The 15862-nt window shown below is 62.8% G+C and carries 16 protein-coding genes and 1 riboswitch; of the genes, 6 read left to right on the top strand and 10 right to left on the bottom strand.

Translation table 11 applies throughout. The annotated features are described in order from the left end of the window. Positions 1-11 precede the first annotated feature (11 nt). Positions 12-1079: a putative urea ABC transporter substrate-binding protein gene (locus ACLH0J_RS26585; protein WP_411389751.1), complete on the bottom strand. Its 1068-nt coding sequence runs from the start codon at positions 1077-1079 to the stop codon at positions 12-14. 60 nt (positions 1080-1139) lie between these two features. Continuing rightward, a riboswitch (guanidine-I (ykkC/yxkD leader) is annotated at positions 1140-1241 on the bottom strand. Positions 1242-1554: 313 nt separating this feature from the next. On the opposite strand from ACLH0J_RS26585, the gene ACLH0J_RS26580 reads away from it, so the two are divergent. Further along, complete coding sequence (locus tag ACLH0J_RS26580) at positions 1555-1902, top strand: hypothetical protein (protein WP_411389750.1); 348 nt, start codon at positions 1555-1557, stop codon at positions 1900-1902. 53 nt (positions 1903-1955) lie between these two features. Here the strand turns inward: ACLH0J_RS26580 and ACLH0J_RS26575 are convergent, their stop codons facing one another. Next, positions 1956-3068 (bottom strand): enoyl-CoA hydratase/isomerase family protein, encoded by a 1113-nt coding sequence (locus ACLH0J_RS26575; protein WP_411389749.1) that lies wholly within the window; start codon positions 3066-3068, stop codon positions 1956-1958. A 136-nt stretch (positions 3069-3204) separates the two neighbouring features. Here ACLH0J_RS26575 and ung point away from each other — a divergent pair, with 136 nt between their 5' ends. After that, complete coding sequence (ung, locus tag ACLH0J_RS26570) at positions 3205-3897, top strand: uracil-DNA glycosylase (RefSeq protein ID WP_411389748.1); 693 nt, start codon at positions 3205-3207, stop codon at positions 3895-3897. A gap of 33 nt (positions 3898-3930) precedes the next feature. Here ung and ACLH0J_RS26565 read toward each other — a convergent pair whose 3' ends face one another. Genes ACLH0J_RS26565 through ACLH0J_RS26545 form a run of 5 tightly spaced genes read right to left on the bottom strand, consistent with a single transcriptional unit; the run spans position 3931 to position 9305 of the window. Continuing rightward, complete coding sequence (locus ACLH0J_RS26565) at positions 3931-4968, bottom strand: AbrB family transcriptional regulator (protein ID WP_411389747.1); 1038 nt, start codon at positions 4966-4968, stop codon at positions 3931-3933. Continuing rightward, positions 4961-6475: a tripartite tricarboxylate transporter permease gene (locus ACLH0J_RS26560; protein ID WP_411389746.1), complete on the bottom strand. Its 1515-nt coding sequence runs from the start codon at positions 6473-6475 to the stop codon at positions 4961-4963. Before ACLH0J_RS26560 ends, ACLH0J_RS26565 begins: the two co-directional genes overlap by 8 nt. 1 nt (position 6476) lies before the next feature. Continuing rightward, a complete protein-coding gene (locus tag ACLH0J_RS26555) occupies positions 6477-6935 on the bottom strand; it encodes a tripartite tricarboxylate transporter TctB family protein (RefSeq protein ID WP_411389745.1) in 459 nt (152 codons plus the stop codon). A gap of 60 nt (positions 6936-6995) precedes the next feature. Then, positions 6996-7985 (bottom strand): Bug family tripartite tricarboxylate transporter substrate binding protein, encoded by a 990-nt coding sequence (locus tag ACLH0J_RS26550; protein WP_411392896.1) that lies wholly within the window; start codon positions 7983-7985, stop codon positions 6996-6998. Positions 7986-8012: 27 nt separating this feature from the next. Then, complete coding sequence (locus ACLH0J_RS26545; protein WP_411389744.1) at positions 8013-9305, bottom strand: OprD family porin; 1293 nt, start codon at positions 9303-9305, stop codon at positions 8013-8015. A 235-nt stretch (positions 9306-9540) separates the two neighbouring features. Between ACLH0J_RS26545 and ACLH0J_RS26540 the strand changes: the two genes are divergently transcribed. Then, positions 9541-10212: a response regulator gene (locus tag ACLH0J_RS26540; RefSeq protein WP_411389743.1), complete on the top strand. Its 672-nt coding sequence runs from the start codon at positions 9541-9543 to the stop codon at positions 10210-10212. Next, the gene (locus ACLH0J_RS26535) at positions 10205-11590 is read left to right on the top strand and encodes a sensor histidine kinase (protein ID WP_411389742.1); all 1386 of its coding nucleotides are present in this window, start codon (positions 10205-10207) and stop codon (positions 11588-11590) included. The genes ACLH0J_RS26540 and ACLH0J_RS26535 overlap by 8 nt, the downstream gene beginning before the upstream one ends. Here ACLH0J_RS26535 and ACLH0J_RS26530 read toward each other — a convergent pair whose 3' ends face one another. Beyond that, positions 11591-12412 carry an HDOD domain-containing protein gene (locus tag ACLH0J_RS26530; protein WP_411389741.1) on the bottom strand — a complete coding sequence of 274 codons (822 nt, stop codon included), beginning with the start codon at positions 12410-12412 and terminating at the stop codon, positions 11591-11593. Between the two features lie 35 nt (positions 12413-12447). Then, positions 12448-13389 (bottom strand): YgfZ/GcvT domain-containing protein, encoded by a 942-nt coding sequence (locus ACLH0J_RS26525; RefSeq protein ID WP_411389740.1) that lies wholly within the window; start codon positions 13387-13389, stop codon positions 12448-12450. A 140-nt stretch (positions 13390-13529) separates the two neighbouring features. Between ACLH0J_RS26525 and ACLH0J_RS26520 the strand changes: the two genes are divergently transcribed. Next, positions 13530-13784, top strand: a complete 255-nt coding sequence (locus tag ACLH0J_RS26520) for a succinate dehydrogenase assembly factor 2 (RefSeq protein WP_010563680.1) — start codon at positions 13530-13532, stop codon at positions 13782-13784. Continuing rightward, positions 13768-14214, top strand: coding sequence for a protein YgfX (locus ACLH0J_RS26515; RefSeq protein WP_411389739.1), 447 nt, complete (start codon positions 13768-13770; stop codon positions 14212-14214). Before ACLH0J_RS26520 ends, ACLH0J_RS26515 begins: the two co-directional genes overlap by 17 nt. On the opposite strand, the gene nadB is transcribed toward ACLH0J_RS26515, so the two are convergent. Continuing rightward, a complete protein-coding gene (gene nadB, locus ACLH0J_RS26510) occupies positions 14183-15799 on the bottom strand; it encodes an L-aspartate oxidase (protein ID WP_411389738.1) in 1617 nt (538 codons plus the stop codon). The genes ACLH0J_RS26515 and nadB overlap by 32 nt on opposite strands. Positions 15800-15862: the final 63 nt, after the last annotated feature.

Genomic DNA, 15862 nt, shown 5'->3' with positions numbered 1-15862 from the left:
GCCGGGTCCTCTTACAGCTTGCCGTCGGCGGCCATCTGCACGTAGCTGGGGTCGAAATGCAGCTTGAGGTTGGCCTTGTCGCCGCTGGTCACACCGTTGGCGAAGCTCATGCCCACGGCGCTGGTGTCCTTGGCGCCTTCGCCGAGCAGGCCGTGTTCGAACGAGAATTCGGCGACCTTGCGCATGGTGGCCGGCAATTGCGTGCTGGTGGCGAAGGCCAGGGCTTCCTGGGGCGTGGCGAACAACTTGGTGGTGTCCAGTTGCGATTGGAAGCCTTTGAGGTCGGTGCCGGAAGCCTTGGCCATATGCTCCAGCGCTTCGGTGCTGGCGGCGCCTTTGGCGCTCATCAGGGCGACCACTTCAAACCAGGCGCCGGTCAGGGCTTTGCCCAGCTTGGGGTTGTCTTTGAGGGTCTGGGTATTGACCACCATCATGTCCATGATTTCGCCGGGCACTTTGCTCGAGTCGAACACCTCGGTGACGCCGGGCTTGGCTTTGATCTCGGAGAGCATCGGGTTCCAGGTGGTCACGGCCTGCACCTGGTCGGTGTTGAAGGCGGCGGCGATGTCGGCGTCGGAGGTGTTGACCACTTTCAGGTCTTTTTCCGTCAGGTCCGCCGATTCCAGCGCGCGGGCCAGCAGGTAGTGGGACACCGACAGCTCCACCAGGTTGACGTTCATGCCCTTGAGGTCGGCCACCGTCTTGCCGGTGCCTTTGATGACCACGCCATCGTTGCCGTTGGAGAAGTCGCTGACCACCAGCGCGGTGCTGTCCACGCCACCGGCGGCGGGGATGGTCAGGGCGTCCATGTTGGTCATGGTGCAGCCGTCGAACTGGCCGGCGGTGTATTGGTTGATCGACTCGACGTAGTCGTTGAGCTGGACCATGTCGATGGTGATGCCGTACTTCTTGGCCCACTTGTCGAGGATGCCTTGGCTGCCGGCGTATTCCCAGGGCATCCAGCCAGCGTAGATCGTCCAGCACACGCTGAAGTGGTCTTTGCTGGCGGCCTGGGCCTGGAAGCTCAACAGGGCGGCGAAGGCGGCGGCGAGCAGGGCGGGTAAACGGATTGAGGGCATGGGGCTTCTCCAGTTGATCAAGGGCGAGCAGGAGCAACGCGGCACCGTGAACGGTGGCTTGTCTCCCGGGCTTTTATCCCGCCGTGTAACCTCAACTGGAGGTCGCCAACTCTCGGACCAGCCACTCGCGTTTCGCGAGCCGGAACCCTAGTCGGCCATTGCAAATTGTGGTGCCGCGAACCAGTGATGAATCCTGCACGCAAGAGGCAAAGCGAGAGTCGTGCCAAGTGGGGCGCGGGCTTGTAGCACGCGGGTTTGCGCCAAGCGTCCAACGTGCAAGCGCTGACCGCTGCGTCGTGCTGGTGCGCCGTCGCACTGCAATGAGGCGCTCGGTTCGTCCGAAACAGATGTTTCAGTCTGTGTCGGAATCGCACCAGATTCGCTTTTTGATGTCAGATATTTCGTCATTCAGTGAAAGCTGAATGCCGCCCCCCAGCGTCGCTGGAGGTGCTCTTTCGCGGTCCAGGAGGCCGCCATGTATCGACGACTGCTGATCATCGCTTTACTCGGTCTGACCCTTTGCGCATGTGTGCCTTATTACGATGGCGGTGCGAGCTACTACCGTTCCGAGGTCTACACCGCACCGGCGCCGGTGTATTACTACGGCGGGGGCCCGGCGTATCAATATCGCCGCGATTACTACCCCGCGCCGCGTTATTACGCACCGGCCCCGCGTTACTACCAGCCGGCACCGCGCTATTACCCCGCAGGCCCGCGTGCCGGTTATCGGCCGTACCCGAATCAGGGCTGGGGCGATCGCTGGGGCAATGGCGGACGCGGTCATGGGGGCGACCGAGGCGATGGCCGAGGTGGTCATCGCTGATCGGTCTGAAGGCAAGCGGCGCAGGAAGCGCCGCTTTTTTTGCGCGTAAATCCTCAGTAGTCGGACAAATCCGCCAGCGGATGCCGACCTTCCCAGGCCTTGTTGAAGTGCGCGAGCACCACCGCCTCTGGAATCGTGTTGATATCCGGCCAATGCCAGTGGGGTGTCTGGTCCTTGTCGATCAACCGCGCGCGCACCCCTTCGCTGAATTCAGGATGACGGCAGCAGTTCAGGCTCAGGGTGTATTCCATCTGGAACACCTCGGCCAGGGACAGGTGGCGGGCGCGTCGGATTTGTTCCCACACCAGGTGCGCGGTCAGCGGGCAGCCGTCGCTCAGGGTCTTGCCGGCGCGGCTGAATAGCGGGTCGGCGTGCTCACGCAATAGGCTCAAGGCACGCCAGGCACCTTGCACATCGCCCACATCCAGCCACGCGTCGATCTGCGCCCGGCGCGGCAGCCATTGGGCTTCGGGTTGCTGGTCGACGGCTTCCTGGGCCAGGGCCTTGAGCAGGCTGTTGAGCTGCATCGTGGTCTGTTCCTGCCAGTTCAATTGCAGCAGGCCGTCGAGGAGTTCGTCCTGCTGGTCATCACGCAGGAAACGGTCAGCCAGGCCCAGGTCCAGGGCATCCCGACCGTTGAGGTGCGCCCCGGTCAGGCCCAGAAACAGGCCGAGCTTGCCCGGCAGGCGCGACAGAAACCAACTGGCCCCCACGTCCGGGTACAGGCCGATGCTGATTTCGGGCATGGCCAGGCGGCTGCTCGGCGTGACGATGCGCACTGCCGCACTTTGCAGCAGGCCCATGCCACCGCCCAGCACATAACCGTGGCCCCAGCAGATCAGCGGTTTGGGGTACGTGTGCAGGCGATAGTCGAGGCGGTATTCCGCGGCAAAGAACTGTGCGGCCAGGGCCGGTACCACACCGGGGTGTTCCCGGCAGGCCAGGGCCAGGCTGCGTACTTCGCCACCGGCGCAAAACGCCTTGGGCCCCTTGCCGCGCAGTAGCACGCAGGCGATGTTCGGGTCCTTGGCCCAGGCGTCCAGGCGGTCGCCCAGAGCCAGGATCATCGGCAACGAGAGGGCGTTGAGGGACTGTTCCGCGTCCAGGCTGGCGATGCCGATGCGGGCACCGTCGCTGCCGGTCAGCTCTTCGAAGTGCAGGTTCATCGTGACCTCAATCGGGAAAGGGAAGGATCAGTATGATCGTTTGGTGGGAAAGTGCCGGTGGTGTGTCAGATCAATTGACAAGCGGGGTCGGCTTTCCTAGGGTTCGCCTCATTCTTTTTAACAAGACAATTCAACTATGACCGATGGCGACCGTATCAAACTCGAACCCAGCTGGAAACACGCCCTGCGCGACGAGTTCGAGAAGCCCTACATGGCCCAGTTGCGCGAGTTCTTGCGCCAGGAACACGCCGCCGGCAAAGAGATCTACCCGCCCGGCCCGCTGATTTTCAATGCCCTCAACTCCACACCGCTGGACAAGGTCAAGGTGGTGATTCTCGGCCAGGACCCGTACCACGGCCCCGGCCAGGCCCATGGCCTGTGCTTCTCGGTGCAACCGGGCGTGCCGGCGCCGCCGTCGCTGGTCAACATCTATAAAGAGCTCAAGCGCGACCTGAACATCGACATCCCCAACCACGGCTACCTGCAAAGCTGGGCCGACCAGGGCGTGCTGATGCTCAACACCACCATGACCGTGGAGCGCGCCAACGCCAACGCCCATGCGGGCAAGGGCTGGCAGTTCTTTACCGATCGGATCATCGAAGTGGTCAGCGAGCACCAGCCGCACCTGGTGTTCCTGCTGTGGGGCGCCCATGCCCAGGGCAAGCAGAAGCTGATCGATGCCACCAAGCATTTGGTGCTGACGTCGGTGCATCCATCACCGTTGTCGGCGTATCGCGGATTTCTGGGCTGCGGGCATTTCAGCCGCACCAATAAGTTTCTGGAACAGAATGGCGAGACGCCGATTGAGTGGCGGTTGCCGCCGGCGTGAAGGGCGGAGCCGGGGGGGCGGCTCCTGTATCGCTCAGGGTGTATCGGGTCGACAGTTCCAATGGCGGAACAACGGCTCCGCCAGGAACAGCACGAACAACAAGCGCATCACCTGCATCGCCGTGACCAACGGCACCGACAGTTGCAGGGTCTCTGCCGTCAAACTCATCTCGGCAATCCCGCCTGGCATCATGCCCAGGGTCAGTGAGCGCAGGTCCAGATGGGTCAGGGCGCTCAAGCCGACTGCTGCCAACGTCGCGAGTGCCATGGTCAACGCCGTGCCGACCAGGGTACGGCCCATGAACGAAGGCGCCCGACGAAAAAACTCTCGATTGAAGTGACACCCCAACCCGCTGCCGATCAACCATTGGCCGATCTGGCTGCCGCCGTCGGGCAGGCCGATATGCAGGTCCCATACCACGCTGGCAGTGGCACTCACCAGCAACGGACCGAACAACCACGGGTTGGGTTGACGCAAACGCTGCCAGCCCCAGGCCACCAACGCCCCAAGCGCAAACAGCACGGCCAGCCACGCCCAGCTCACGGGCGCCGGATGAAACTGCGGCGCGCCGCCTCCCAGCAGATACTTGAAGATCGCCGGCACGCACAGCACCACCACCAGCACCCGCAAGCTCTGCCCCGCCGCCACCCGGCTGAGCACCGCGCCATTGCGCGCGCCGAGGTTGACCATCTCGCCGGAGCCGCCGGGCATGCTGGAGAAAAACGCAGTGGCGCGGTCTTCACCGCTGCGCCGCATCAACCACACTCCGACCACACTCGACAGGCTGGTCACCAGCGCGCCGATAAAGATCAAGCCGAAATGGCTCATCACCTGCTCGATCACCACCGGCGTGAAGTGCAGGCCGATGCCGATGCCCACTACCCACTGGCCGGCTTTGCGCCCGCCGGGAATCTCCGCCAACTGCCACGGCGTCAGGCAGCGCACGAGGATGATCGCCAGCAACGCGCCGACCATATATGGCAACGGCCAGCCGACCAGGCTGGCCAGGTAACCGCCGGCCAGACCGACCAGCGGTGTTCCCCACCAATGTTTGAAGGTGATTTCAGACATCGGCCACGGCACGACGCTGTTGAGCGCGTTTGCGCCAGATCCGCAGCAGCGGCACAAACAGCATGATCGCGGTCAGCACCCAGACGCCAAAGGTGATCGGGCTCGACCACAGGATTTCCAGCGCGCCGTTGGAAATCGACAGTGCACGGCGCAGGTTCTGCTCCATCAGGCCACCGAGGATAAAGCCCAGCAGCACCGGCGACAGCGGGAAGTCCAGTTTGCGCAGGATGTAGCCGAAGATGCCGATACCCACCATCAGGAACAGGTCGAAGGTGGTGGCGTGGACCGCGTACACCCCGATCGCGGTGATGATGGCGATCACCGGCACCAGCGCCCAGTTCGGCACGGCGAGGATGCGCGTGAAGATTCGGATCATCGGGATGTTGAGGATCACCAGCATGATGTTGGCGATGAACAACGAGGCGATCAGGCCCCAGACGATGTCCGGTTGCTGTTGGAACAACAGCGGGCCCGGCGTGATGTTGTACAGCGACAGCGCGCCGATCATCACCGCGGTGGTGCCCGAACCTGGCACGCCGAGGGTCAGCATCGGCACCAGGGCACCGCAGGCTGACGCGCCGATGGCGGTTTCCGGCGCTGCCAGACCGCGCATGTCGCCTTGTCCGAATTTACCGCTGGCCCCGGCCAGGCGTTTCTCGGTCATGTAGGCGACGGCCGAGGCCAGGGTCGCGCCGGCACCCGGCAATACCCCCATGATGAAACCCAACAGGCCGCAACGGATGTTGACGACAAACACCGAAGACGCTTCCTTCAGGTTGAACATCATCCGTCCGGTGGCTTTGACCGCTTCCTGGCCCCGGTGGGTTTTTTCCAGCAGCAACAGGATCTCGCTGATGGAGAACAGGCCCAACACCAACACCACGAACTGGATGCCGTCGGTCAGGTGGATGTTATCGCCGGTAAAGCGATAAACGCCGCTGTTGGCGTCGATGCCCACCGCCGACAGAAACAGACCGATCAGTGCCGCGACAAAGGTCTTCAGCGGTTTGTCGCCGGCCATGCCGCCGAGGCAGACAATCGCGAACACCATCAGGACGAAATATTCCGCCGGTCCGAAGGCAATCGCCCACTTGGCCAGCAGCGGCGCAAACAGCACCATGCCGCAGGTGGCGATAAACGCACCGATGAACGAACTCCACGCCGACAGCGACAAGGCCACACCGGCCAGGCCTTTGCGGGCCATCGGGTAGCCGTCGAGGGTGGTCATCACGGTGGACGCTTCGCCCGGAATGTTCAGCAGGATCGAGCTGATGCGGCCGCCGTATTCGCAACCCAGGTACACCGCTGCCAGCAGGATCAGCGCCGACTCCGGCGGCAGGCCGAGGGCGAACGCGATGGGGATCAACAAGGCCACGCCGTTGATCGGGCCCAGGCCCGGCAGCAGGCCGACCACGGTGCCGATCAGGGTGCCGCACAACGCGGTCACCAGGTTATAGGGAGACAGCGCAACGCCGAAGCCCTGGCCCAAATAGCCGAAAGTATCCATATCAGTTCTCCAGAACGTCGAGCAGGCCGAGGGGCAGCGGAACATCCATGGCTTTATCGAACAGCAGATAAAGACCGATGGCCATCAGGCTGACGATCACCACACTGGGCAACCAGCGACCGCCATACAGGCGCGCCATGGGGATGCCGATCAGCATGCTGCTGAGGATGAAACCCAACGATTCAAAGGTGGCGGCGAACACGATCAACAGCGTCACGCAGACGCTGATCTTGACCAGTGTGGCGCGGTCCAGCGCGGGTTCTTCCTCGGTGTGCTGGGTTGGCTGCGGGCGAAACAGCATGTAGATCAGCGCCAGGCTCATCAGCCCGAGCATCAACAGCGGGTAGGCGCGAGGCCCCACGGGCTCGTAGGAAAACGACGCCTGGTACGGCCAGGCCATCAAGGCCAGGACGGCGCAGGCCAGCAGCAGCACGGCGGCGAATATGCGTTGTAAGAGCATGTAGAACTCCTGGACCACGCCCCTGGTTCAACAGGGCATGGCCGCGCGACAGAGGGGCGATTACTGGATCAGGCCGAACTCTTTGGCCAGCACTTTGTAGTCCGCCACCTGTTTCTTCACATAGGTGTCCAGCTCCGGTCCGGTCATGGCGAACGGGAACAGCTCGCGCTGGTCACGCAGCTTGGCGAAGTCTTCGGAAGCCAGCAGTTTGTCGAAGGCGTCTTTCCACCAGGCGTAGTCGGCATCGCTGACTTTTGGCCCAAGGTAGAAACCGCGTACCACCGGCCAGACGATGTCGTAGCCTTGCTCTTTGGCGGTCGGAATATCCTTCATTTCCGGCTCGTCCAGACGCGTTTCGGAGAACACCGCCAGCAGGCGCATGTCACCGCTGAGAATGTGCGGCATGGAGTCGGAGATGTCGGTGCTGCCCACCTGGATATGCCCGCCGAGCAGAGCGGTGGCGATTTCACCGCCGCCTTCGAGGGCCACATAACGCAGCTCACGCGGGTTGATCCCGGCGGCCTTGGCGATCAGCGCGGTTTGCATCCAATCCTGGCTGCCCACGGTGCCGCCGGAACCGATCACGACGCTGCCCGGATCTTTCTTCAGGGCTTTGACGAGATCGTCGAGGGTCTTGTAGGGCGAATCGGCTTTTACCGCGATGGCCCCGTAGCTGGTGCCGACCGCCGCCAGCCAGCGCACGGCGCTCTCATCGAAACGCCCGAACTTGCCCTGGGCCAGGTTCAGCAGCGAGCCGCTGGACCAGGCCACCAGGGTCCCGCCGTCTGCGGGGCGCTGCGCGACTACGGCGTTGTAGGCCACTGCGCCCACGCCGCCGGGCATGTAGGTGACGCGCATCGGCTTGCTCAGCAGTTTCTCGTTGACCAGCGCGCTTTGCGCCAGTTTGCAGGTCAGGTCAAAACCACCGCCGGGGGAGGCGGGGGCGATGCATTCCGGCCGCTTGGGTTCGTCGGCGGCCAGCAGTTGGCCGGCAAACAGCATGCAGCCGGCGGCGAGGGCGAGTTGGCGCAATGAAAGGGTCATGGTTATCTCCGTCTTTGTTGTTATGAGGGGCTATTACCAAAGCGCGATGCTGTAACTGACCAGCAGGCGCATTTCATCCGCATCACGGGCTGAATAGTTGGAGCGATACGTCGCGTTGCGCAGGCGCACCGCCACATCCTTGAACGTGCCGCTTTGCACCACGTACTTGATCTCGCTGTTGCGTTCCCACTCCTTGCCGGTTTCGCCGTTCTTGAGCTTGATGTTGTCACCCGACAGGTAGCGGCTCATGAACGTCAGGCCGGGAATGCCCAGCTTGGCGAAGTCGAAGTCGTAGCGTGCCTGCCAGGAGCGCTCTTCGGCGCCGGCAAAGTCGTTGATCTGCACGAAGTTGACCAGGTACGGGTCGCTGCCATCCACATACGGAAACGCACTGTCGCCCGACATGTGCTGGTAGCCGGCGCTGAGCTTATGGCCATTGAGGGCATAGCTGAACAGGCCGTTGAGGGAGGTGTTGTCGATCTTGCCGCCACGGGCGGCGCCGGTGTCATCGCTGAACGCCAGGCGCAGGTCGGTGGCGAAGGTGCCGGGGCCCATCGGCCGCGCGGCCACCAGGCCGAGGAAGTGCTGGCGGTACACATCTTCGAGCTCGGCGAAGTGGTAGCTGCCGGTGATTTTGTCGGCGAATTTGTAGTCCGCGCCGCCGAAGTTGAAATGCTTGCCGGTGGCGCCACTGACGAAGCGGCTGTTCTTGTTGTTGAGGGCGATGTCCTCGTAGTTGCTGTCGTCGCGGTCCTTGGCTTTATCCAGGCGGCCGCCGGTGAAGACCAGGTTCTTGAACTCTTTCGAGGTGACCAGGCCGCCGTTGAAGGTTTGCGGCAGGATGCGGCCGTCGTTGGGCTTGAGGATCGGCAGCTCGGGGATCAGCGAGCCGATCTTCAGCTCGGTGGCGGAAATCTTCACTTTGCCGGTCAGGCCCAGCTTGGAATACTCGTTGGCGGCGCGGCCATCGTCGTGGGTCGGCAACAGGCCGGTGCCGGTGCGGTCGGGGCTGGAATCGAGCTTGACCCCGAGCATGCCCAGTGCATCCACACCAAAGCCGACGGTGCCGTCGGTGTAGCCCGATTGCAGGTTGAGCATGAAGCCCTGGGCCCATTCGTCGCGCTTGGATTGCTGGGCGCTGGTGCCGTCGCGAAAGTCGCGGTTGAAGTACATGTTGCGGGTTTCCAGGGTCGCGCTGCTGTCTTCGAAGAAGGCAGCCTGGCTCAGCGGCGAAAAGCCGGCAAGGGCAGCGGCACTGGCAAGGGCGGTGTGGGTCAGACGGGAAAAACGTACAGGCATGCAAGCCTGGGGCTGTGTCGACAGCATCGTTGTGCACTCCGTTATTGTTCTTATTTTGGCGAAAACGCTTCGAGGCGTTTTTCGGGCGCTACGGGTCAAGTAGCTGGGTGGACATGAACCACCGTGGCTGGATGCTAAAGGGCGAAGCTTTCACTAACCTTTCAGTTGCCTTTCAATGTTTTCGGGCTTCACAGGCCAGGCCGCGCCTGTAAACTGCCCGGCAAAGCGTGGCGCCGACCACCCCCGAACGAGGTACAAATCCATGCGTGTCCTTCTGGTTGAAGACCATCTGCAACTGGCCGAAAGTGTCGCCCAGGCGCTCAAGAGCACGGGTTTGACCGTCGACGTGTTGCACGATGGGGTGGCGGCGGACCTGGCCTTGAGCAGCGAGGAATACGCGGCCGCGATCCTCGATGTGGGGTTGCCGCGCATGGACGGTTTCGAGGTGCTCGCCCGTTTGCGCTCGCGAGGGAAAAATCTGCCGGTGCTGATGCTGACTGCGCGCAGTGACGTGAAAGACCGCGTACATGGCCTGAACCTGGGCGCCGACGACTACCTGGCCAAACCTTTTGAGCTGACGGAGCTGGAAGCACGGGTCAAGGCGCTGCTGCGGCGCAGTGTGCTCGGCGGCGAGCGCCAGCAGGCCTGTGGTGTGCTGGTCTACGACCTGGACACCCGTCGCTTCACGGTCGGCGGCGAGTTGATGACCCTCACGTCCCGCGAGCAGGCGGTGCTTGAAGCGCTGATCGCCCGTCCGGGCCGGGTGATGAGCAAGGAGCAACTGGCCGCCCAGGTGTTCGGTCTCGACGAAGAAGCCAGCCCGGATGCGATCGAAATCTACATACACCGCCTGCGCAAGAAACTCGACGGCCAGCCCATTGCCATCGTCACCTTCCGGGGCCTGGGCTACCTGTTGGAAGCCCGTGATGCATAAGCCCAGCAGCCTGCGCTGGCGCCTGTTGTGGAACCTGGCGCTGTTGCTGGTGCTGTTGATGCTGGCCAGTGGCATGAGTGCGTACTGGAACGGTCGCGAAGCAGCCGACACCGCCTACGACCGCACCCTGCTGGCCTCGGCACGCACCATCGCCGCCGGCCTGACCCAAGTGGACGGCACCCTGAGCGCCAATGTGCCTTACGTGGCCCTGGACACCTTTGCCTACGACAGCGCCGGTCGGATTTATTACCAGGTCAACGACATCAATCAGAAGCTGATCTCCGGTTACGAAAATCTCCCCGGCCCGCCGCCCGGCACGCCGCGTACCGATGATTACCCGGCGCTGGCGCGTTTCTATGACGCCATGTACCTGGGCCAGCCGGTGCGGGTGGTGAGTCTGCTCAAGGCGGTTTCCGAACCGAACATGAACGGCATGGCGGAAATCCGCGTGGCCGAAACCGATGAGGCTCGCGTCAGCATGGCCCGCAGCCTGGCGGCCGACACCCTGCTGCGTCTGGGTATGCTTGCCATCGGCGCGTTACTGCTGGTGTGGTTTGCCGTCAGTGCGGCGCTGCGTCCGCTGGAGCGCCTGCGCACGGCGGTGGAAGAGCGCCAGCCCGACGACTTGCGGCCCTTGCCATTGGTGCAAGTGCAGCATGAACTCGGCCCGCTGGTGCGCGCCCTCAACCACTTCACCGAACGCTTGCGCGGCCAGTTCGAGCGCCAGGCACAATTCATTGCCGATGCGGCCCATGAACTGCGCACCCCGCTGGCGGCACTCAAGGCGCGCCTGGAACTGGGCCTGCGCGCCGAAGACCCTGCCACTTGGCGCAGTACCCTGGAAGCCGCGGCCCAGGGCACCGACCGCCTGACCCATCTGGCCAATCAATTGCTGTCCCTGGCCCGTATCGAAAACGGCGCCCGCGCGATTGCCGAAGGCGGCGCGCAATTGCTCGACCTCAGCCAATTGGCCCGTGAACTGGGGATGGCCATGGCGCCCCTGGCCCATGCGCGTGGCGTGGCGCTGGCGTTGGAAGCCGACCAGCCGGTGTGGTTGCGTGGCGAACCGACGCTGTTGAATGAATTGCTGAGTAACCTGGTGGACAACGCCCTGGCGCACACGCCGCCCGGCGGCAACGTGATCCTGCGGGTGACGACGCCGGCGGTGCTGGAAGTGGAAGACGACGGGCCGGGCATCCCGCTGGATGAGCGGGACCGGGTATTCGAGCGCTTTTACCGACGCAGTCAGCAGGGCGTGGGTTCCGGCCTCGGGCTGGCGATCGTCGGTGAAATCTGCCGGGCGCACCTGGCGCAGATCAGTCTGCATGATGGCGAGCACGCGGGCTTGAAGGTGCGGGTGAGTTTTATCGCCGGCTGATCAGTAGAACATCGAGCGTGCTTCATCCAGTTCTGCGCGCAAACTGTCGCTGTTGGGATCGACCCGCAGCTTTTTCATCGCCGGTACGTTGGATAACGGCACGTCCGCCAATGGATGATCGGTGCCGCGGTGGCAATACAGCACGGCGATCTGTACCAGGTCGATGTAATCGAGGCTGGCGGAGTCGCGTTCAAGGTTCAGGTATTGGCCCGGCAGGTTGACCAGCATCTCCGGGAAGTCCCAGCCATGCAGCAGTTTATCGCCCAGCATCGGGTGAATGCTCGCGATCATGTGATTGAGGCTGACCGGGTCGGAGAGCAGCTCGTAATGGTCTTCGGCGTAGGTCAGGATCGGCAGTACACCGATCTGATGCACCAGGCCTCCGAGCGCTGCCTGATCCGGCTTGAGCAGGCTGTGGCTGCGGCACAGGGCGTAGCTGACGCCCGCGACCTCCAGGCTGCGGCGCCATACGTCGCGCATTTTCTGTTCGACCACTTCGGAGCGGGCGTGGAAGATCTGTTCCATCACCAGCCCGATGGCCAGGTTGCTGCTGTAGTTGGTGCCCAGGCGCGTGATGGCGGTGTGCAGGTCCGTCACTTCCTGGCTCGCGCGTAACAGGGGGCTGTTCACCACTTTGATCAGGCGCGCTGACAGTGCGGTGTCGCGACCGATCACTTTGCTCAAATGGCTGATGCTGATTTCCGGGTCTTCCGCGGCCTGACGAATCTTCAGGGCCACTTCCGGCAATGTCGGCAGAACCAGCTCATCGTTGTCGATGGCCGTCACCAAAGCCTGTTGGACTTCTTCAGCCAGCTTGTTCATTCATGATCTCTAAGGTGTTGCACAAAGTACGGCGACTAACGCTGGATCTCTCGATCACGGTCGAGTTGGTACGGTAGGTCGAGCAGCTGCAAACCGGGGCCTTCCAGTGTGCCTAGATGTACATCTCCATTATCGGCAGCTTCGGCTTGCAATACAGCCAAAAGTTCAATCACTTGGTCAGCTTTTGCCGCAATCACCACTTCGCCGATCGCACTGTTGTGGCTGGGGGAAAACAGCGGAGTGCCTGGCTCGGGCATTTGCGCCGCGCTGAGGCTCAGCCGATACAAACGACGCTTGAGTTTGCCCAGGTACTGCATGCGCGCAACGATTTCCTGGCCGGTGTAGCAGCCTTTCTTGAAACTCACGCCGCCCACGGCCTGCAGGTTGAGCATCTGCGGGATGAACAGTTCGCGGGTCTGCGGCATGACCTGGCCGATACCGGCGCGGATCTGGCCCAGTAGCCATTCGTTCAGATCGGCTTCTTTCAATTGGGTGGCCAATTGGCTGTGTACGGCTTCGGCCGCCTCGGCAGGCACCCACAGTTCCGCGCGACCGGGGGACACGCGGATGGCGATCAATTGCTCCGAACGCGCCACGCTATCGGTTTCGGCCGGCAGTTCCAGGCCGAGTCCGGCGAGGACCGGGTCCGCATTCGACAAGCCGAAACGCGCCCAGCCGGCACTTTCGTCGGTGAGTTTGGATTTGGAAAACACCGCGTATTTCTTCAAGTCCGCCAGTTGCGGTTCCAGCAGCTCGGTGGCCATGGCCATCAATACGCCGTCGTCCTGCAACAGGATGCGGAAGCTTGATTGCATGCGCCCCTTTTGCGTGCAGCGCGCGCCGAGGCTGGCTTGCGTGTCGCTCAGGTAATTGAGGTTGCAGGTCAGTTGGCCCTGCAGGAACTTGGCAGCGTCGGAGCCGCGGACGGCGAGAACGCCTTCGTGGGACAGGGAGCAGAAGAAAGCAGAGTCAGCCATGGGTCATCGCAGGTCAAAAAGTCATGGGTGCATCATAGAGGGGCGCCCGGCAAATGGATAGTTTCCGTATGGGGCGACCAAAGCCGACTGTTCCCGTGCCGTGGGGCCTGTATACTTGCACCCTATTTGAGGAGCGCTCCATGGTCGAAGATGTAGAACTCAATCGTCTGTACTGGCACAGCCGTCGCGGCATGCTTGAGCTGGATGTGTTGCTGGTGCCGTTCGTCAGGGAGGTTTATTCAACCCTTAACGAGGTGGATCGCAACGTTTACGTGCGGCTGCTGGAGTGTGAAGACCAGGACATGTTCGGCTGGTTCATGGAACGCGCCGAGTCGGAAGACCCGGAGCTGCAACGCATGGTGCGGATGATCCTGGATCGTGTTCAGCCCAAGTAATCGCTTCGAATGCCGCTGGCAGGCCTCACGGCGGTTGCTGACGGCCTATCTCCTTGCCCAGCTGTTCGCGCTGGGTGCGCTGTTGTCGCTCGATTTGTCTTATTCAAGCCTCGGCATTTTGTTATGCCTGGCTCACGCCGCCTGGGTCGTGCCGCGCCATATCCTGCTGACTCACCGTTCGTCGATTCGTGGCCTGCGCCGCGATGAGGACGGCTGGCAATTGTGGAGCGCCGCACGGGGTTGGCATGCCGTGCAACTGCGTCCCGACAGCCTGGCATTGCCGCTGATCGTGGTACTGCGCTACCGGGTGCCGGGCGAGTGGCGGGTGCGTTCCATCTGCGTACCGAAGGATTCGCAGGCCGCCGATGTGCACCGGCGGCTGCGGGTGCGTCTGAAATTCAGCCGCCGTAGGTGGTTGGCACCAGAATAGTGTCTCGGGCCTCGGGCAGCATCTGCGGGTAGTCGAGGGTGTAATGCAGGCCCCGGCTTTCCTTGCGTTCCATGGCTGAGCGGATCATCAACTCCGCGACTTGGGCCAGGTTGCGCAATTCGATCAGGTCACGGCTGACCTTATAGTTGCTGTAGAACTCATCGATCTCATCCAGCAGCAACCGCACCCGGTGTTGCGCGCGTTGCAGCCGCTTGTTGGTGCGCACGATCCCCACGTAGTCCCACATGAAGCGCCGCAGCTCGTCCCAGTTGTGGGCGATGATCACGTCTTCGTCCGAATCGGTCACCTGGCTGGCGTCCCAGCGGGGCAAGGCGGCGGGGATGGGGACGTGTGGCAGTTGGTCAAGAATGTCTGCTGCCGCCGAACGCGCATAGACGAAACACTCGAGCAGCGAGTTGCTGGCCATGCGGTTGGCGCCGTGCAGGCCGGTGAAGCTGGTTTCGCCAATCGCGTACAGGCCGGGCACATCGGTGCGCCCGTGTTGGTCGACCATCACACCACCGCAGGTGTAGTGCGCGGCGGGCACCACCGGGATCGGGCCTTTGGTGATGTCGATGTTGAAGGTCAGGCAGCGCTCGTACACCGTCGGGAAGTGGGTCTTGATGAACGCTTCGGGTTTGTGGCTGATGTCCAGGTAGACGCAGTCGATGCCCAGGCGCTTCATTTCATGGTCGATGGCGCGGGCGACGATGTCGCGCGGGGCCAGTTCGGCGCGCGGGTCGAAGCGTTGCATGAAGCGTTCACCACTCGGCAGTTTCAGGTGTGCACCTTCGCCACGCAGGGCTTCGGTGATCAGGAAACTCTTGGCCTGGGGGTGGTATAGGCAGGTGGGGTGGAACTGGTTGAACTCCAGGTTCGCCACCCGGCAACCCGAGCGCCAAGCCATGGCAATGCCGTCGCCACAGGCCCCATCGGGGTTGCTGGTATAGAGGTAGACCTTGGCGGCACCGCCGGAAGCCAGGATGGTGAAACGCGCGCCGTAGGTGTCGACTTCGCCGCTGGTACGGTTGAGCACGTAGGCGCCGAGGCAGCGCTCGCCCGGCAGACCGAGGCGTTTTTCGGTGATCAGGTCGACGGCGACGTGTTGTTCGAGCAATTCGATATTGGGGCGTTGGCGCGCCTGGTGGAGCAAGGTCTTGAAGATCGCGGCGCCGGTCGCATCGGCCGCATGGATGATGCGACGGTGGCTGTGGCCGCCCTCACGGGTGAGATGGAACTCGAAGCCGCCATCGTCACTGCCCGCGTGCTCATCGCGGGTGAAGGGCACGCCCTGGTCGATCAGCCATTGGATCGCCTCGCGGCTGTGCTCGACGGTAAAGCGTACCGCGTCTTCATCGCATAGGCCGCCGCCGGCGTTGAGGGTGTCTTCGACGTGGGATTGCACCGTGTCGGTGTCGTCCAACACCGCGGCGACACCGCCCTGGGCCCAGAACGTCGATCCATTGGCCAGGTCGCCCTTGCTCAAGACTGCAATACGCAGGTGGCTGGGTAGGGTGAGCGCAAGGCTCAAGCCGGCCGCGCCGCTACCGATCACCAAAACATCGTGTTGAAACTGTTGGCTCATTTGAAGGATTCCGCAAAAAGCGATCCACAGAGGGGGCGCGAACAGGACGCCTGGATCGGCGAA

It is taken from the genome of Pseudomonas sp. MPB23 (genome assembly GCF_046605395.1).
GTDB lineage: Bacteria > Pseudomonadota > Gammaproteobacteria > Pseudomonadales > Pseudomonadaceae > Aquipseudomonas.
The sequence above is the reverse complement of the archived record's forward strand: the minus strand, read 5'-3'. Positions and strand labels throughout refer to the sequence as shown.